Source organism: Achromobacter sp. Bel, assembly GCF_012928505.1.
In the GTDB taxonomy this organism is placed as follows: Bacteria; Pseudomonadota; Gammaproteobacteria; order Burkholderiales; family Burkholderiaceae_B; genus Achromobacter.
The window spans coordinates 1-16,298 of the sequence record NZ_JABBJN010000037.1; the positions used below are offsets into that span (position 1 = coordinate 1).

Annotated in this window: 18 protein-coding genes; 12 read left to right on the plus strand and 6 right to left on the minus strand. The window is 66.5% G+C overall.

The window, feature by feature from the left end; genetic code table 11:
* On the minus strand, nt 1-909 hold a 909-nt coding region (locus HG262_RS21055), incomplete at its 3' end, for an NYN domain-containing protein (RefSeq protein WP_248293441.1).
* Nucleotides 910-1,035: 126 nt separating this feature from the next.
* Here HG262_RS21055 and HG262_RS21060 point away from each other — a divergent pair.
* The 11 genes from HG262_RS21060 (at nt 1,036) to HG262_RS21110 (ending at nt 10,908) form a co-directional block, all read left to right on the plus strand.
* The gene (locus tag HG262_RS21060; RefSeq protein ID WP_169272873.1) at nt 1,036-1,593 is read left to right on the plus strand and encodes a GNAT family N-acetyltransferase; all 558 of its coding nucleotides are present in this window, start codon (nt 1,036-1,038) and stop codon (nt 1,591-1,593) included.
* Nucleotides 1,594-1,773: 180 nt separating this feature from the next.
* Complete coding sequence (locus HG262_RS21065) at nt 1,774-2,646, plus strand: MotA/TolQ/ExbB proton channel family protein (RefSeq protein WP_169272874.1); 873 nt, start codon at nt 1,774-1,776, stop codon at nt 2,644-2,646.
* Nucleotides 2,643-3,587: an OmpA family protein gene (locus HG262_RS21070; protein ID WP_169272875.1), complete on the plus strand. Its 945-nt coding sequence runs from the start codon at nt 2,643-2,645 to the stop codon at nt 3,585-3,587. Before HG262_RS21065 ends, HG262_RS21070 begins: the two co-directional genes overlap by 4 nt.
* Nucleotides 3,588-3,776: 189 nt before the next feature.
* Nucleotides 3,777-4,130 (plus strand): YciI family protein, encoded by a 354-nt coding sequence (locus tag HG262_RS21075; protein ID WP_169272876.1) that lies wholly within the window; start codon nt 3,777-3,779, stop codon nt 4,128-4,130.
* 462 nt (nt 4,131-4,592) lie between these two features.
* Nucleotides 4,593-5,003 carry a YciI family protein gene (locus tag HG262_RS21080; protein WP_169272877.1) on the plus strand — a complete coding sequence of 137 codons (411 nt, stop codon included), beginning with the start codon at nt 4,593-4,595 and terminating at the stop codon, nt 5,001-5,003.
* 18 nt (nt 5,004-5,021) lie between these two features.
* Nucleotides 5,022-5,567: an SRPBCC family protein gene (locus HG262_RS21085; protein WP_169272878.1), complete on the plus strand. Its 546-nt coding sequence runs from the start codon at nt 5,022-5,024 to the stop codon at nt 5,565-5,567.
* A 2-nt stretch (nt 5,568-5,569) separates the two neighbouring features.
* Nucleotides 5,570-5,977 (plus strand): VOC family protein, encoded by a 408-nt coding sequence (locus tag HG262_RS21090; RefSeq protein WP_169272879.1) that lies wholly within the window; start codon nt 5,570-5,572, stop codon nt 5,975-5,977.
* Nucleotides 5,974-7,266 (plus strand): RNA polymerase sigma factor, encoded by a 1,293-nt coding sequence (locus HG262_RS21095; protein ID WP_169272880.1) that lies wholly within the window; start codon nt 5,974-5,976, stop codon nt 7,264-7,266. Before HG262_RS21090 ends, HG262_RS21095 begins: the two co-directional genes overlap by 4 nt.
* A 111-nt stretch (nt 7,267-7,377) precedes the next feature.
* On the plus strand, nt 7,378-8,967 hold the full coding sequence (locus HG262_RS21100; RefSeq protein ID WP_169272881.1) for an EAL domain-containing protein: 1,590 nt from the start codon (nt 7,378-7,380) through the stop codon (nt 8,965-8,967).
* Nucleotides 8,968-8,999: 32 nt separating this feature from the next.
* Complete coding sequence (locus HG262_RS21105; protein WP_169272882.1) at nt 9,000-9,869, plus strand: AraC family transcriptional regulator; 870 nt, start codon at nt 9,000-9,002, stop codon at nt 9,867-9,869.
* Nucleotides 9,870-9,948: 79 nt separating this feature from the next.
* Entirely contained in the window at nt 9,949-10,908 is a 960-nt protein-coding gene (locus HG262_RS21110; protein ID WP_169272883.1) for a DMT family transporter, read from the plus strand.
* A 98-nt stretch (nt 10,909-11,006) separates the two neighbouring features.
* Here the strand turns inward: HG262_RS21110 and HG262_RS21115 are convergent, their stop codons facing one another.
* Nucleotides 11,007-11,675, minus strand: a complete 669-nt coding sequence (locus tag HG262_RS21115; protein WP_169272884.1) for an HAD family phosphatase — start codon at nt 11,673-11,675, stop codon at nt 11,007-11,009.
* A gap of 96 nt (nt 11,676-11,771) precedes the next feature.
* The gene (locus tag HG262_RS21120; protein WP_169272885.1) at nt 11,772-12,950 is read right to left on the minus strand and encodes an MFS transporter; all 1,179 of its coding nucleotides are present in this window, start codon (nt 12,948-12,950) and stop codon (nt 11,772-11,774) included.
* 106 nt (nt 12,951-13,056) lie between these two features.
* Between HG262_RS21120 and HG262_RS21125 the strand changes: the two genes are divergently transcribed.
* Nucleotides 13,057-13,962, plus strand: a complete 906-nt coding sequence (locus HG262_RS21125; protein WP_169272886.1) for a LysR family transcriptional regulator — start codon at nt 13,057-13,059, stop codon at nt 13,960-13,962.
* Here HG262_RS21125 and HG262_RS21130 read toward each other — a convergent pair.
* The 3 genes from HG262_RS21130 to HG262_RS21140 all read right to left on the minus strand — a co-directional run bounded on the left by HG262_RS21130 (nt 13,959) and on the right by HG262_RS21140 (nt 16,291).
* The gene (locus tag HG262_RS21130; RefSeq protein ID WP_169272887.1) at nt 13,959-14,756 is read right to left on the minus strand and encodes a DUF169 domain-containing protein; all 798 of its coding nucleotides are present in this window, start codon (nt 14,754-14,756) and stop codon (nt 13,959-13,961) included. The two genes, HG262_RS21125 and HG262_RS21130, sit on opposite strands and share 4 nt — an antisense overlap.
* Before the next feature lie 133 nt (nt 14,757-14,889).
* On the minus strand, nt 14,890-15,318 hold the full coding sequence (locus HG262_RS21135) for a GNAT family N-acetyltransferase (protein WP_169272888.1): 429 nt from the start codon (nt 15,316-15,318) through the stop codon (nt 14,890-14,892).
* Between the two features lie 94 nt (nt 15,319-15,412).
* Nucleotides 15,413-16,291 (minus strand): LysR family transcriptional regulator, encoded by an 879-nt coding sequence (locus HG262_RS21140; protein ID WP_169272889.1) that lies wholly within the window; start codon nt 16,289-16,291, stop codon nt 15,413-15,415.
* Nucleotides 16,292-16,298: the final 7 nt, after the last annotated feature.

The following is a 16,298-nucleotide window of genomic DNA, read 5'->3' on the forward strand; positions in this document are numbered from 1 at the left end:
GTCTGCCGGCGCCGCCTGGCGGCCTTGCGCGGCGCGGGAGCCACTGTTGCCGCCCACGCGGTTCACGGCCGGCGCGCTATCGGCGCTGTCGCGATACACATAGGTGCCGGACTTCTCTTCGCGGCCCACTTCCAGAAAGCCGCGCGACTGCGCCTCGTCCAGCAGGTTACCGAAGGCGCGGAAGCCGTAGTAGGACTCGTTGAAATCCGGCTTGCGGCGCTTTAACGCATCCTTCAGCGCCGACGCCCAGATCTTGCCGCTGTCGCCCCGTTCGGCCATCAGCGCTTCGAACGTCTCGACAACCATTTCCACGGCCTGGGTCTTGCGGGTTTCGAGTTCTTCCTTGCGGCTGCGCTCTTCATCCGGCGTCCGGCGCTGGCCGGCTTGGGCGCCGCCCCGGGTGTCGCGCCGGGCGTCGGCGGTGCGCTGGCCTTCGCGGGCCAGGTCGTCATAAAAGATGAATTCGTCGCAGTTGGCAATCAGCAGGTCGGACGTGGATTGCTTCACGCCCACACCGATCACCTTCTTGTTGTTTTCGCGCAGCTTGGACACCAGCGGCGAAAAATCGGAATCGCCGCTGATGATCACGAACGTGTTGACGTGCGACTTGGTGTAGCAAAAGTCCAACGCATCGACGACCAGGCGGATGTCGGCCGAATTCTTGCCAGACTGGCGCACGTGCGGAATCTCGATCAGCTCGAAATTGGCCTCGTGCATGGGGGCCTTGAATTCCTTGTAGCGCTCCCAATCGCAATAGGCCTTCTTGACAACGATGCTGCCTTTTAGCAGCAGGCGCTCCAGCACGGGCCGGATGTCGAACTTCTGATACTTGGTGTCGCGCACACCCAGCGCTACGTTCTCGAAGTCGCAGAAAAGCGCCATGCTGACGTTTTCGTTGGGGGTATTCATGAGGTTCTCCAATGCTGCGGCGGCGATAGCGGCTGACCGCCAGATACCGCTCATGATATACATATCCGGCTGCGCCCCCCTCAGCCCCCCTTCTGCGCGCGCCCGGGCGCCCTCATCCCTCCCGCCATGACCTACCCCGCCTTGACTACCGCCCGCCTGACCTTGCAGCCGCTCTGCATGGACGACGCCGAGGCCGTCCAGCGCATTTTTCCGCAATGGGAGATCGTGCGTTTCCTGGCGGACCAGGTGCCGTGGCCGTACCCGGACCACGGCGCCAGGGACTACATCGAGCATGTCGCGCTGCCCGCCATCCGTCGGGGCGAACAATGGCATTGGACCGTTCGCACGCTGGACGCTCCCGCCCGCCTGATCGGGGTCATCAGTCTGATGGACGACGATTCCCGCAACAACCGCGGCTTCTGGCTGGACCCCGCCCATCACGGCAAGGGCTACATGACCGAAGCCAGCGAAGCTGTCACCGCCTATTGGTTCAATGTGCTGGGAAAACCGTTGCTGCGAGCGCCCAAAGCCGTCGCCAACACGGGGTCGCGCAAGATTTCCGAACGCAGCGGGATGCGCGTCGTCGGTGTTGAAGAGCGCGGTTTCGTCAGTGGCCGCCAACCGGCCGAGATCTGGGAAATCACGCGTGACGAATGGCTGGCGCGCCTTCCGCGCCAAGCCTGACCCCCAAGATCCGACCCCATTTTTCGGCTTTTGCGCCCGCCACTGACCTACAGGTTAAGCCGGCGCTTACCGGCCCTTTCGCCCTGCTTTCCGGCGGATTGACTGCGATGGCTCCTGGCTAGAATTTCCCGAAAATCCAGCATTCCGCGCGCGGAGTGCCTTCCCCTTCGGGCAAGATCCATGAATCCGTCTTCCGTCATCGGGGCCGTCGTCGGCCTGCTTACCCTGCTTATCGTCGTCGCGCTGTCCGCCACCGACGCCAGCATGTACTTCAACCTGCCCGGCCTGGCTATCGTCCTGGGCGGCACCTGCGCCGCGCTGTTCATCGCCTACCCGCTGCAGGAAGTGCTGCGCATCTTCAAGCTGGTGCGCACTGTGTTCCGCAACGACCAGCACGATCAGCAGCGCGACATCGAAGAACTGGTGGCGATGGCGCAGCTGTGGATGAACACCGACGTCCACAAGGTAGAGCAGGAACTCAAGAAGGTCTCCAACCCGTTCCTGCGTACCGGCGTGCAGCTGATCATCGACAACACCCCGGAAGACCAGATCATTGAAGTGCTGCAATGGCGCGTCGCCCGTCTGCGCGCCCGCGAACAGGCCGAAGCGCAGATGTTCCGCGTCATGGCCACCTTCGCGCCCGCGTTCGGCATGTTGGGCACGCTGGTCGCCCTGATCAACCTGATGGCGGTGCTGGGCGACGGCAGCATGACCATGATCGGCCAGCACCTGGCGGTGGGCCTGATGACGACCTTCTACGGCATCCTGCTGGCCAATCTGGTCTGCAAGCCGATCGCCCTGAAGCTCGAACGCCGCACCGCGCGCCGCATCGAGTCGATGAACATGGTGCTGCAAGGCATCTCGATGATGTGCGAGAAGCGCGGCCCTGCCGTCGTGCGCGAAACGCTGAATTCGTTCGTGATGCACGTCGAAGACGAAATCTACGACGGCGGCCTGGCCGCCACGCCCGCGCTCAAACCCAAGACGGAAGGCCCGGCCAAGCCCGCTGCCCAGCCCGTCTCCATCACCCGTCCGGCCACCGCGCGTCAATGAGCCTGATTTCCCCCTCCCTGGCGCAGCGGATCGAACAGGCCCGCCAGGCCCAGTTGCGCGCCCAGAAAGCGGCAGACAACAGCGGCTGGCGCCCCAGCCAGACCGACCGCAAGGACCGCTACGCCCGCTGGCACGTCGAAGAGACCGTGGAGCAGGACGCCGAGAACTGGCTCCTGAGCTATCTGGACCTGATCACCCTGCTGCTGGCGATGCTGGTGGTGATGCTGGCCGTGACGCGCCTGCATGGCCAGGCCCCTTCCGCATCCGACACGCCGGTAGACCTGGTGGGCACGCTGGCCACGAGCGGCCTGCCCAAATACGACGGGGAATACGCCGAATTCGAGACCACGCCGATCCCCGCCAGTTGGGCGGAACCGCCCGCCGACGCCCCCGCCGCCGAAGTGCCGCCCGCCGACGACGGCGTGAAGGTGGCCGACGCCGTCCCGCCGCTGAAAGCGCCTTCCAAGGAATCCCTGGGCCTGGGCGACCTGGGCAAATCGGTCGACGTGATCATCAATGAGCAGTCCGTCAGCTTCCGCATCAGCAATGAACTGCTGTTCCCCTCGGGCCAGGCCACGCTCAGCCCCGCCGGCCTGGAGGTCATCAAGCGCCTGGCCGCCATCCTGACCAAGAACGAATACCTGGTGTCGGTGGAAGGCCATAGCGACCCGGTGCCGATCCAGACCCGCCAATTCGCGTCCAACTGGGAACTGTCCAGCAGCCGCGCCACCAGCGTGCTGCGCGAACTGGTGCGCGACGGGGTGTCCGCCGAACGGCTGCGGGCGGTGGGTTACGCCGAAACCCGGCCCATCGAATCCAACGACACCCCCGCCGGCCGCGCCGCCAACCGGCGCGTCGAACTGATCATGGACATCGCGCCGAAACAGCTCCCGGCCAAGGAAGCGCAAGCCGCGGTCAAGGCCGTTGCCAAAGCGCCCTGAACCGGCCGGGCTGGCGCCCAGGGCGTCTTGATCGCAGCGGCACGCCTGTGCTACGGGCCGACGAAAGGCTGCGCCACCGGTGCATCAAACGCCCGGAGGGGCGGCAGGGAAAGGACTGCATCGATTTTCCAGGAAGACTCACGTAAGCTTTCCGGAATCGCCACCGTGAGCCGAACCGGAACCCTCCCCATGTCCTACCTGCTGCTGATCGTTGAACCCGTGGGCCAGCGCGCCCAACGCACGCCCGAAGAAGGCCGCGACGCCTACGCGCAGATGGTGCGCTACGCCGAAGACCTGAAGGCGCGCGGCCTGTTGACGCACGCCGAATCCCTGAAATCCGAATCCGAAGGCGTCCGCCTGCAGATCCGCGACGGCGAACGCTCGCTGATGGACGGCCCCTACGCCGAAGCCAAAGAAATGATCGGCGGGTTCTTCCTGCTGACGTGCGACACCCGCGAAGAGGCGCTGGCGCTCGCCGCCGAATGTCCGGCCGCGCAATGGGCGACCGTCGAAATCCGCGAACTAGGCCCGTGTTTCATGTAGGGCTTGGCGCTCAGCGGAAAACCCTGCAAAGCAAAACTGGCCCGACATTGCCGGGCCAGCCTGTTGGCCTACGGGGTCAACAGTTCCCTTTCTTGGCCTGGCCGGGCGGACAGAACCCGCCGCGGCCGCCGCCGTCGTGGGGATCGACCACCACCGAACCGCTGGGCGTATACACGGCACAACCGGAAAGCAACATAGCCGCCAAGGCCAGACCACACAACATTCTCATATCAGCACTCGTTTGGGTTAAGACGCCGCGAGTGTAGGAGAGGCAGCTGCAACCAGGTCCGGCAGTTCGTAACAGGCTGCAGGGAAGTTCCCGCCTCGCCTTTTATGCTGGTATTTACCCTAGGTCTGCAAATCCGTTGTCGATCTGATGTCTTCCCGTTCGTCGTGCCAGTACAAGCCGAAAGTCCCAACCGGAACCCAGGCTGCGACGTCCCGACCCAAGGAGAGACTCAGATGCGATTCATGATCATTGTCCGGGCCACGCCCGATAGCGAAGCCGGCCTGATGCCGGAAGAAAGCCTGCTTGCCTCGATGGCGACCTATCACGAGGCGCTGGCCAAGGCCGGCGTGCTGCTGGACGCCAACGGCTTGAAACCCTCGTCCCAAGGGTGGCGCGTGCAATATGACGGCGGCCAACGCACGGTGGTGGACGGCCCCTTTGCCGAGACCAAGGAATTGATCGCCGGCTACACCCTGATCCAGGTGCGCTCGCGCGAAGAAGCGATGCAGTGGGCGCTGCGCTTTCCCGAGCCTTTCATCAGCCAACCCTGCGCCATCGAAGTGCGCCAGCTGTATGAATTGGAAGATTTCGCGCCCAGCAACGCGGTGGACCGCTTTCGCGACATTCCCGGCGTCGGCCACTGATCCGCGTAGGACCCCATCATGCTGAAAACCCTGTTGCTGATCGTCGTGGCCGCCATCGTCCTGCTGCTGGCCTACGCGGCCACCCGGCCCGACACATTCCGGGTCGAGCGCACCGCGCAGATCCAGGCTCCGCCCGACCGACTGTTCCCGTTGATCAATGATCTGCGCGCGTTCAATACCTGGAATCCATACGAAAAGAAGGACCCCGACATCAAAGGCAGCTACGGCGCAACCACCGTCGGCCCGGGCGCTACTTATGCCCGGGAAAGCGACAAGGTCGGCGTGGGCGAAATGCGCATCGAATCGGTCCAGCCCGACACCACCGTCGCGATGCGCCTGGCCTTCGTCAAGCCATTTGCAGCCGTCAATCAAGTGACCTTCAGCCTGACGCCGGCAGACAGCGGCACGCGCGTCGCCTGGGTCATGGAAGGCCGGTTGAACTTCGTTGCAAAACTGATGCACATCTTCTTCAATATGGACCGTATGGTCGGACAGGATTTTGAAGATGGGCTCACCAATCTGAAGACCTTGGCCGAAAAGCGCCAGCCCCCCACCGGAGCATGAACATGCACAAGCAGATCTACGTCAACCTTGCTATCGGCGACATGCAGAAGTCCCAGGCTTTTTTCAAGCGCTTGGGCTTCACCTTCAATCCGCAATTCACCAACGACCAGGGCGCCTGCATGGTCATCAGCGACGACATCTACGCCATGTTGTTGACCAAGGATTTTTTCCAGGGATTCACTGGCAAGCCGTTGGTCGACGCCACCCAGGCCACCGAAGTGCTGATCTGCCTGTCTTGCGAAAGCCGGGCCGAAGTCGATGATCTGGTCGCCCGGGCGGTGGCCGCCGGCGGCACCGCGCCGCGTGCGCCGCAAGACCATGGTTTCATGTACGGCCATGGCTTCGAAGACCTGGACGGCCACATCTGGGAACTGGTGTACATGGTCCCCGGCGAAGCGGCCGGCGCATGAGCCAGGCGGCCACCCATCGGGCCATAGAGGCGGTCTGGCGGATCGAAGCCGCCAGCGTCATCGCCGGCGTCGCGCGGCTGGTGCGCGACGTCGGCCTGGCCGAAGAGCTGGCGCAGGATGCGCTGGTGGCTGCTCTTGAACGCTGGCCCGATACGGGTGTGCCGGACAACCCGGGAGCGTGGCTGATGACCACCGCAAAGAACCGCGCCCGCGACCGCTTGCGCCTGGACGCCCTGCATACCCGCAAGCACGATCAGATCGGCCACGAACTGGAGGCCTTGCAGGCCGACGTGGAGCCCGATTTCGTGGATGCGCTGGATGCCGCCCGGCAAGACGATATCGGCGACGACCTGCTGCGCCTGGTCTTCACTGCCTGCCATCCCGTGCTGTCCACGGAGGCGCGCGTGGCACTGACGCTGCGGTTACTGGGCGGGCTGTCAACGGCCGAAATCGCCCGCGCGTTCCTGGCCTCGGAGTCGACGATCGCTCAGCGCATCGTGCGGGCCAAGCGCAGCCTGACGGCGGCCAAGGTGCCCTTTGAGGTTCCGCAAGAACAAGATCGCCGCCCCCGGCTGGCCTCCGTGCTGGAAGTCATTTACCTGATTTTCAACGAAGGCTATTCGGCGACCTCGGGCGACGACTGGATGCGCCCGGCGCTTTGCGACGAAGCGTTGCGCCTGGGCCGCATCCTGGCGGAACTGACCCCCGGCGAAGGCGAAGTGCATGGCCTGGTGGCGTTGATGGAGCTGCAGGCGTCGCGCCTGCCTGCGCGCACCGATGCCCAAGGCCGCCCCGTGCTGCTGATGGAGCAGGACCGCGGCCGCTGGGATCCCCTGCTGATCCGCCGCGGATTGGCGGCGTTGGCGCGGTCGGCCGCCCAAGGCGGCGCGTTGGGCGCGTACGCGCTGCAAGCGGAGCTGGCCGCCTGCCATGCGCGCGCCCGCACGCCGCAGGAAACCGATTGGCCGCGCATCGTGGCGCTATACGATGCGCTGGCGCAAGTGATGCCGTCGCCCGTCGTGGCGTTGAACCGCGCCGTCGCCGTCGGCATGGCGTTCGGCCCGCAGGCCGGGCTGGAGCTTGCGGACGCCCTGTCGGCCGATGCCGCCTTGGCCAACTACCATTGGTTGCCCAGCGTGCGCGGCGACCTGCTGGCCAAACTCGGCCGCCACGCCGAGGCCTGCGCGGAATTCGAGCGCGCCGCCGGCATGACGCGCAACGCGCGCGAACGCGAACTGCTGCTGGCGCGTGCCCGCGACATGCACGAACAGGGCCGCTCCTCCAACTAGGGATAACACCGCCCGCCCCTTTCGACTGTCAAATATTGTCAACGCGCGCGCTGCGCCCCCCAGCCAGGAGTAGCCTCATCCGACACAAAAATACGGGGGATGGAGCGGCGCATGAACAAGACTGGCACGGTGTTGCTGGCATCGGCGGTCGGCGTACTGGCTCTGCTCGTACCCTTCTCGTTGTCGATGTTCCTGGCGCAAATGCAGGGGCGCGAGGATGCATTGGCCACGCTGCACGACATAACGGAAGAGGTGCTGCAACGCGCCGACACTGCGCGCCTGCAAATCAACGACGCCATCAGCGCCCTGAACAACCATCCCGCCGGAGCGCCTTGTTCTACGGAACAATTAGCCCGCATGGGCATGCTGTCCGGCGCTTTCAGCCATGTGGCGGGCATGGGCCGCCTGGAGGGGGATGCACTCATCTGCACCACGCTGGGCACGCTGGACATGCGCGTCAATCTCGGCAAGCCCGACGCCAGCCGCCAATCGGGGATGCTCTTCTGGAGCGCGGTCGAATTGCCCGGTTTGCCGGGCCAGGCCTTCACCGTGGTGGGACGCGACGGGTATGCCGCGCTTGCCGACGCCGACCTTGGCCTGGATCTGCTGAACCGGAATTCGGCCCTGTCCCTGGCGTTCTTCATCGGCGCCGACCGCCAGGTCGCGGGACACCGCGGCATTATCCGCGGCGAGTGGACCAACCGCTATCGCGACCAGCTCATCCAGTTCGAAGACGACGGCTATCTGGTGGTCATCCGGCCTTCGCGGACGACCGACAGCGCAGCGCTGGCGGCGATGCCCTTGTCGCTGGTGGCGGCCCAGGTACGGAGTTCCGCGTATGTCCTGGGGCCTGTGGGCCTTGCCCTGGGCGTGCTGCTGACAGGCGCCGTGGGCGCTGTCGCCCGGCGGCGCTTGTCCTTGAGCGGCGAGCTGCAAGCCGCTTTCGAGCGCAACGAGTTCTTCGTCGAATACCAACCCATCATCGATCTGAGCAACGGCCGCTGCGTGGGCGCCGAAGCGCTGGCCCGCTGGCGCAATGAAGACGGCGTGCTGGTCAGCCCGAACGTCTTCATCCCGCTTGCGGAGGCCCACGGCGTGATCGGACGGATCACCGCCAGAGTGATGGAGATCGTCGTGCGGGAAGCAGCCGGGCTGCTTCGGACCAACCCTGGCGTGCACATTTCCATCAACCTGTCACCCGAGGACCTGCATTCACACGATGCCCAGATACGCATGAGGGAACTGGCCCAACACGCGGACATCCCCCCTGCCAGCCTCATGTTCGAGATCACCGAACGCGGGCTGATGGCGCCTGAAAAAGCGCGCAATGTGCTGTTGGCAGTGCGCGCAGGCGGCTTCCGCATGGCGATCGACGATTTTGGCACGGGGCATTCCAACCTGTCGTACCTGGCGACTTACGAACTGGATTTTCTTAAAATCGACAAGATGTTCGTGGACACGCTCGGCACCGGAGCGCCGACCAGCCTGGTGACCTTCCACATCATCGACCTGGCGCGCTCGCTCGGCATGCAAGTCATCGCCGAAGGCGTGGAAACGCAAGCACAGCGGGCCATCCTGCAAGCGCGCGGCGTCCAGTACGCGCAAGGCTGGCTGTTTGGCCGACCCATGAGCATCGAGGAGCTCGAGGGATTCATTGCCCAGGTGGGTCCTGGCGCCCCGCCGTCGTCGCAATCAATCTGACGCCACCGCTGCGGCATGCTTAAATCCCGGACATGCATTCCGATTCCGCCGCCGCCTGCCAGCCGGCCGCGCCCGTGCTGACAGGCGTGCCGGCGGCGTTCGACCACCCCAATGACCGTGCCGAATTCCGTCATGCGGCGCACCAGCCGGGCGTGGAACTGTACCGCGCGCACATCGTGCGCCATGCCTTCGAACCCCACACGCACGAGGCCTACGGCCTGGGCGCCATCGAATCCGGGGTGGAACGCTTCCGCTACCGGGGCACGGAGCATTTGGCCCCATCGGGATCCGTCGTGCTGATGAATCCGGACGAACTGCACACCGGCCGCGCCGAGACCGAAACCGGCTGGCGCTACCGCATGGTTTACATCGATCCCGACGTGGTGGCACGCGTCACCGGGGAATCCGATTGGTGGTTTGACACGGCCGTCGGCCACGACAGCGCTGGCGCGCAGCGCGTTACCGCCCTGCTCGACATCCTGTGGCAGGCGCGTGAACCCCTGGCCTTCGACAGCGCCTTGCACACGCTGCTGGGCGAATTCCGCCGCCACGCGCAAGTGCCCCGGGCGGCGCCGAACGAAGGCGCGCTGCGCTTTTCGCCCGTCATCGATTACCTGCGCGCCCATCTGTCGCGCCGTCTGACACTGGACGAGCTCGCAGCCGTGGCAGGGCTGAGCCCGTTCCACTTCCTGCGCCGCTTCCAGGCGCAGCATCATGCCACCCCCCAACAGATGCTGATGGCGTTGCGGCTGTTCGAAGCCAAGCGCCTGCTGGCCGCCGGCATCGAGCCCGCGCAGGTGGCGCTGGCCGCAGGCCTGACGGATCAGGCGCATCTGACCCGCGCCTTCTCGCGCCGCTACGGCGTGACCCCCGCTCGCTACCAGAAGCAGGTCCGCAGTTAGCGGGCGCATCGCAATCTGGTACAAGACGGGCCCGCTACGCGCTGGCTAGACTGCCCGCATTGATCACCGGGAGCAATATATGTGGGCGGGAACGCTTTATGCCCTGGCCGCCGGCCTGATGTGGGGGCTGGTATTCGTGGGGCCCCTGCTGCTGCCGGAATACCCAGCCGCGCTGCAATCCGTAGCGCGCTACCTGGCGTTCGGCCTGATCGCGCTGCCGCTGGCGTGGCTGGACCGCCACCGCCTGCGCCTGTTGACCCGAGCCGACTGGATCGAGGCCCTGAAGCTGGCCGCCATCGGCAACCTGCTGTACTACCTGTGCCTGGCCAGCGCCATCCAGCGCGCGGGCGGCCCCGTCCCCACCATGATCATCGGCACGCTGCCGGTCGTCATCGCCGTCTGCGCCAACCTGCGCAATGCGCGCCGCGACGGCAAGCTGCCCTGGAAGCGTCTGGCGCCGTCGCTGGCCCTGATTGCGCTGGGCATCGGCTGCGTCAACCAGGTGGAGCTGCAAGCGCTTCGGCAGGAGGCCGATGCCGACCTGTCGCGCTATGCCGTCGGCGCGCTACTGGCGTTGGGCGCCGTCGCCTGCTGGACCTGGTATCCGTTGCGCAACGCCGATTGGCTGCGCGCGCATCCGGACCGCAGTCCCAGCACCTGGGCAACGGCCCAGGGCGTGGCCACCCTGCCCCTTGCCCTGGCGGGCTACGCCATGCTGTGGGGCGGCATGGCCGCCACCGGCAGCGGTTTCGCCATGCCGTGGGGTCCGCGCCCGGAGGTATTCCTGGGCCTGATGATCATCATTGGCCTGTTCGCGTCCTGGCTGGGCACGCTGTGCTGGAACGAGGCCAGCCAACGGCTGCCCACCGCATTGGCCGGCCAGCTGATCGTGTTCGAAACGCTGGCGGCGCTGGCCTACGCCTTTATCCTGCGCGGCACGATGCCCGAACCGCTGACGATGGCAGGCATCGCATTGCTGGTGGTCGGCGTGCTGCGCGCGGTGCGCGTCAAGCCCGAGCCGGTTCCCGCGGCGGTTTGACTTTGGCGGCCTGACCTCCCCGGCCCGACCGCCATTGCCTGACCGCCATTGCCTGACCATAGCGACCTGACCACGGCGACCCGACTACAACCGCCCAACTACAGCAAATCAGGCAGCCGGCGCAGGTCGTCGATCACCTCGGACGCGCCTTCGTCCAGCAGTCGCTGGCGCTGGTCCGGCCCGTTATGCGATGCGCCCACGTAACCCACGGCCCGCATGCGCGCGGCGCGGGCGGCGCGCACGCCCGGCACGCTGTCTTCCACCACCACGCAGTCCAGGATGGCGGCGCGCATCTGGCGCGCCGCGAACAGGAAGACGTCCGGCGCCGGTTTGCCTTTGGCCACCTGCGCCGTGCTGAACACGTTGGGTGCGAAGGCGTCCCACAGCCCCACCAGCTTCAGCGCCGCTTCCAGTTTGGGCGGCGTGCTGCTGGAGGCCACGCAGATCTCCAACCCGCGTGCCCGCAGCGTGGCCAGGGTTTCATGCACGTAGGGCAACACCCGCAACTCTTGCCGGAATGTCGTTTCCAGGCGATCGGCATACTGCCGCGCGAAGCCGTCGGGCAAGGTGCAGGCGTTCTCGGCCTGCAGGGTCTGCCACATGTCGGCATCGGGAATCCCGGCGAACCGACGGGCGGCGTCTTCCGGGGTGATGGCAATACCGTGTTCGGCCAGCGCGCGCGACTGGGCGCGCGCCGCAATGATTTCACTATCGATCAAAACACCGTCGCAATCGAAGATCACGAGGCGGGTGGCAGGCGTAGGCATGGCGGCTCCAACAGAATCGACCTCCATGATAGGCCTGCTTCATGACGCCGCGCCAACCGCTTGACCGCCTGGCAACGGGCGGGCACGCCCTGTCGCCTACAGGCGCGCGGCGCGCACCCGGCGCAAGCAAGCGGCGATCGCCACCCCGCCCAGGCCCGCCGCCAGCACGACGTAGGACGCCGACGCCCAGCCGTAGCGGTCGATCACCCCGCCCACCGTGACCGGGCCGATCACCTGACCCAGATTACTGCCCTGCATCACCAGGCCCACCGACGCCGCCGTCAACGCCGGGCGCGGCGCCACCAGCGGCGCAGTGCCCAGCAGGGTCGCGGGGATCAGGCCGCCCACGGCGGAAAACAGCACGCATAGCAGAAAGGTCGGCATCGCCGGCAACACCGACCGGAAGATCAGCAACGCCACCACGCCCATCGTCACGCTGGCCGCGGCGATCAGCGTCGACCGTCGCCAGCCGCGCGCAAGCAACATGCCCGCGCCCAGGTTGCCGATGATGTTGGCGGCGCTGGCGATCGCGCTGTACAGGCCCGCCTGCGCGAGCGTCAGTCCCAGTTGCTCCATCAGCAACACGGGCAGAAAGGTGAACAGCGCAAAGAACATCAAGCTGTACAGCGTGAACGACAGCGCCAGCAGCACCGGCCCCGCCGCGCCCAGCGTATCGGCGGTGTCCTGACGTAAACCGCCCCAGGACAGGTTGGCGCTGCCGGGCACGGCCGGCGCCAGCGCCGCGACGCAGGCCAGCGCCACCCCCACCGCGGCCCCCGCGCACCACCAGTACGCCTGCCAGTGGTCAAAGGCCTGCGACGCCAGCATCGCGACAGCCATGCCGGCAGGCATATAGCAGCTCCAGAGCGCAAAGGCGAAATCCCGGTTCTGGGCCGACACCATGCGCTGCAACGCGGCCGGCCCGGCCACCGTGATCATCAGGAAACCCAGGCCTTCTACCACGCGGGACGCCAGCAGGATGCCGTAGCCCGGTGCGGTGGCGCCCGCCACCGTCCCCAACGCCGTCGCGGCCAGGCCCAGCAACAGCATGCGCCGCGCGCCGAAGCGGGCGATCACGCCGCCCGCCGCAATCCCGCCGATCACGCCCAGGATCGAAAACACGGCGGTCAATGTGCCGATCGAGGCCAGGTCCAGCCCCATGTCCTGGCGCAGCAGCGGCGCGGCGATGATGACCTTGCCCACCTGCAACGACGCCACCACGCCCGCGCCCACGATGGCCAGCACCCCGGCCCACCGGGTTTCACCCTGATTCATCCCAACCTCTCTTCCCATGCGATCCCGACAGCATGCCTGCGGGCGCTGATCCTGATAAGTGATAATCTTTTGATGAGACCGATCGATTGAATAGATCAGCCGGAAGATGATAGACGCTCTGACGCTGGACCAACTGCGCGTGTTCGCCGCCGTCGCCGATACCGGCAGCTTCCGGGCCGCCGGGCGCAGCCTGTCGCGCGTGCAGTCGGCGGTCAGCCACGCCATCGCCACGATGGAGGGCCAACTGGGCGTGACGCTGTTCGACCGCAGTGGCCGGCGGCCGGTCATGACGCCCCAAGGCCAGGCCCTGCTGGTCAATGCCCGCGACATCCTGTTGCGCATGGACGCCCTGCGCGCCCGGGCGCAAGGCCTGGGCGAAGGCGTCGAGCTGGCACTGTCGCTGGTGGTGGACACGCTGTTTCCCATCGCGGCTGTCGGCACTGCGCTCAACGCCATGCGCGCCGCTTACCCGACGGTCGCGACCCGCGTGTCCGTCCTGCCGCTGGGCGGTCCCCTTGATGCCTTGCTGACCGGCAGCCACACGCTGGGCATCATCGCCGGCGAACATTTTCGCCACCCGCGCATCGCCGTGCAGGCGCTGTCGTCGGTGCAGATGGTCGCCGTCGTCGGTGCCGCCCACCCACTGGCCCAGCGCCCACCTGCCGACGCCGCGCTGGGCGCGCCGGAACTGGCCGACCACTTGCAGATCGTGCAATCGGACCCGTCCACCCTGACCGAAGGGCGCGACTTCGCGGTGCTGTCGCCGCAGACGTGCCGCGTCAGCGGCCAGGACACCAAGCATGCGCTGATCCTGGCAGGCGTGGGCTGGGGCCGCCTGCCGCTGTGGCTGGTGGAACGCGACCTGGCCGAAGGCCGGCTGCTGCGCCTGCCCACGGACAGCCTGGGCCGCGCAAGCCAAGTCGCCACCGAAACCTATCTCGCCCATCGCATCGACCTACCCTTGGGTCCCGCGGCACGCGCGCTCGCGGCCGCGCTTCGCGACGCCGGCTAGGCCTTCCCGGGCACTTGCGCATAGCTCACGCCCATCCCGGCCCGCACATCGTTCTGGATGCCGTAGGGCGCAATCGGATAACGCAATCCATTGGCGGCCAACGCCTTCATGCCCGCGATCGCCACCGGCAGATAACGCGGCGGCAGCGCCATCAACATCTCTTCGTCGGGCACGCCGCCATAGCGGCGTTCAGCGAAACAGGGCAAGGACAAGCTCGGTTCGCCCGTGGCCAGCGCCCGGCCCCACGAATCCGCACAGGCCGTCTCGCCCACCACGCTCCAATCGAAGCGCCGGTAGTTCTTCCATTGCAGGCCGTTGATCAGAATGATCATCTGGCCCGGGGTGGCGTACACCAGGCAGATGTCCGGCGGGTCCAGCCGGCCCGAGGCCAGCGGCGACACCACCAGCCCCCGATACTTGCCCGCCGGCACACAGGACAACGCCTCCTGGCGCGCCCGCGCGTCCGCCTCGGTCGCATGCCACACGCCCACGTAGTCCTTGCCGCTTTTCCAGGCCTCGTCCTGCGGTCCCAAGCCGACCACCGCGCGGCATTGCGAGCCGACCAGGTCGTCCCCGGTAATGCCCACCGTCCAACCCAGCCGCGCCGCCATGCCGACGATCTGATCGGTCGTATGCGTGGCTTGGGGCCGCCGCAACCCCTTCACCCCAGCCATGGCGGCCTCATCCTCGAACAGCTTCATGCCGATGACTGTGGTTTTCAACCGCAGCAGCTTGTTCAGGTCGTCGACCAGCGACGCCCAGTCAAGGGGCGTGTCGTGCGTTGTCTCTTCCATTCCCGTCCTTTGGACTGTTGTGCGCGGCGGATGCCAGCGTTGGATGTCTGGGGATTTTACGGAATTGGAAGGCAGTAGCACTGCGTGCAGGTGGCGCAAGCCTGGCAGCGCAGAAGCGTTGACGCGTCGACGTTCAAGACAACCGCTTCATCAAGTACTTTGACGATTCCTCATACCCTTGCCGGTAATAGAACCGGTGCGCGTCCGCTCTGCGTTCATGGCAGTGCACTTCGATGCGGTCGCATCCTCGCGCGCGGGCCAGGTCTTCAGCCGCCGCTTCCAGTTGCCGACCCACGCCTGCGCTGCGCGCCTGATCGCTGACGCAGAAATACGTGATGCGGCAAAAATCGCCCGGCAGCGCCAGCTGGATCATGAAATGCAATCCGATAAAACCCAGCAGCTGACCTGCCTCATCTTCGGCGACCAGCAGCCGGGCATCGGGGTGCGCCGCCAATTGGGAGATCTTCCGCGGCACGAAGGACGCGGTGCCCGGGTAGTCCAATTGCGTCAGCAATGCCGTGATGGCGGCGCTGTCCTGGGGTGTGGCGGTGCGGATCTGCATAAGGGCTTCCGGTGGATGTGTGCAAGAAAGCGCGAAAGCGTATGACAGCACCGTGTCCGCGCCATGACAAGCACGCCGGGTCCGCCCGCCCCGCCTACCCCGCCTTGTCATCTCGCTGCAACATGGCGAACAGCGCCTTGACCGGCGCGCTGTCCATCGCCTGCGCAGAGGCCGCCAGGCTGAACGACCGGTACAGCGGCGACGCCAGCCGCATTACCCGCAAGCCCCGCCGGCTTTCCGGCAAGGTCAGCGCAGGCACCAGCGTCACGCCCAGGCCTTCGCGGACCAGGGCGAAGGCGCTGGCCCAGTCGCGGACCGAGGCGCGCACGTCAGCGATGGCCAGGCCGGCATCGGCCGCCAGGCTTTGCGCGTGCACGCTGCACCCGCCGGTGGCCAGCACGAAGGGCTGAGCCGCCAGTTCCGCCAACGCGACAGCGCTGCCGGAGCGCGCCAGCGGATGCGCGGCGGGCAGCACCGCTATCCATTCGTCCTGGCCCAAGGGACATACGGACCTGCCGGGCGCGGCGTTCAACACGACGCCCACGTCCACGGTGCCCGCGGCCAACAAGGTTTCGACTTCATCGTCGGTGGCTTCCAGCGATATCACGTCGATCTCGGGGTGCTGTTGCCGGAAACGGCGCAACACCGGCGGCAGCACGGTCGAGAACACCATCGGGAAACTGGCCAGCCGCAGCGTGCCGCCTTGGGCGCCCCGCGCCTCACGCGACAAGGCCTGGATGCGATGCAGCGCCCCCAGCATGGCCCGGGCTTCGTCCGCCACGCGCAGCCCCAACGCCGTCGGCACGGTCTGCCGGCGCTCGCGCGTGAAGAGCGGCGCGCCCAGCGTGTCTTCCAATTGCGCGATCGCCTGGCTGGCGCCGGACTGGGTCATGCCCACCTGCGCGGCGGCGTGCGTGATGTTGCCGGCGTCCACCACCGCCAGCACCAGCCGCCAATGCATCAGGTTCATCATGGCATCA

What these genes read in the sequence shown, in the direction of transcription:
- HG262_RS21060 (WP_169272873.1), top strand. Translation starts at nt 1,036, where the DNA reads ATGACCTACCCCGCCTTGACTACCGCCCGCCTGACCTTGCAGCCGCTC.
- HG262_RS21065 (WP_169272874.1), top strand. Translation starts at nt 1,774, where the DNA reads ATGAATCCGTCTTCCGTCATCGGGGCCGTCGTCGGCCTGCTTACCCTG.
- HG262_RS21070 (WP_169272875.1), top strand. Translation starts at nt 2,643, where the DNA reads ATGAGCCTGATTTCCCCCTCCCTGGCGCAGCGGATCGAACAGGCCCGC.
- HG262_RS21075 (WP_169272876.1), top strand. Translation starts at nt 3,777, where the DNA reads ATGTCCTACCTGCTGCTGATCGTTGAACCCGTGGGCCAGCGCGCCCAA.
- HG262_RS21080 (WP_169272877.1), top strand. Translation starts at nt 4,593, where the DNA reads ATGCGATTCATGATCATTGTCCGGGCCACGCCCGATAGCGAAGCCGGC.
- HG262_RS21085 (WP_169272878.1), top strand. Translation starts at nt 5,022, where the DNA reads ATGCTGAAAACCCTGTTGCTGATCGTCGTGGCCGCCATCGTCCTGCTG.
- HG262_RS21090 (WP_169272879.1), top strand. Translation starts at nt 5,570, where the DNA reads ATGCACAAGCAGATCTACGTCAACCTTGCTATCGGCGACATGCAGAAG.
- HG262_RS21095 (WP_169272880.1), top strand. Translation starts at nt 5,974, where the DNA reads ATGAGCCAGGCGGCCACCCATCGGGCCATAGAGGCGGTCTGGCGGATC.
- HG262_RS21100 (WP_169272881.1), top strand. Translation starts at nt 7,378, where the DNA reads ATGAACAAGACTGGCACGGTGTTGCTGGCATCGGCGGTCGGCGTACTG.
- HG262_RS21105 (WP_169272882.1), top strand. Translation starts at nt 9,000, where the DNA reads ATGCATTCCGATTCCGCCGCCGCCTGCCAGCCGGCCGCGCCCGTGCTG.
- HG262_RS21110 (WP_169272883.1), top strand. Translation starts at nt 9,949, where the DNA reads ATGTGGGCGGGAACGCTTTATGCCCTGGCCGCCGGCCTGATGTGGGGG.
- HG262_RS21115 (WP_169272884.1), bottom strand. Translation starts at nt 11,675, where the DNA reads ATGCCTACGCCTGCCACCCGCCTCGTGATCTTCGATTGCGACGGTGTT.
- HG262_RS21120 (WP_169272885.1), bottom strand. Translation starts at nt 12,950, where the DNA reads ATGAATCAGGGTGAAACCCGGTGGGCCGGGGTGCTGGCCATCGTGGGC.
- HG262_RS21125 (WP_169272886.1), top strand. Translation starts at nt 13,057, where the DNA reads ATGATAGACGCTCTGACGCTGGACCAACTGCGCGTGTTCGCCGCCGTC.
- HG262_RS21130 (WP_169272887.1), bottom strand. Translation starts at nt 14,756, where the DNA reads ATGGAAGAGACAACGCACGACACGCCCCTTGACTGGGCGTCGCTGGTC.
- HG262_RS21135 (WP_169272888.1), bottom strand. Translation starts at nt 15,318, where the DNA reads ATGCAGATCCGCACCGCCACACCCCAGGACAGCGCCGCCATCACGGCA.
- HG262_RS21140 (WP_169272889.1), bottom strand. Translation starts at nt 16,291, where the DNA reads ATGATGAACCTGATGCATTGGCGGCTGGTGCTGGCGGTGGTGGACGCC.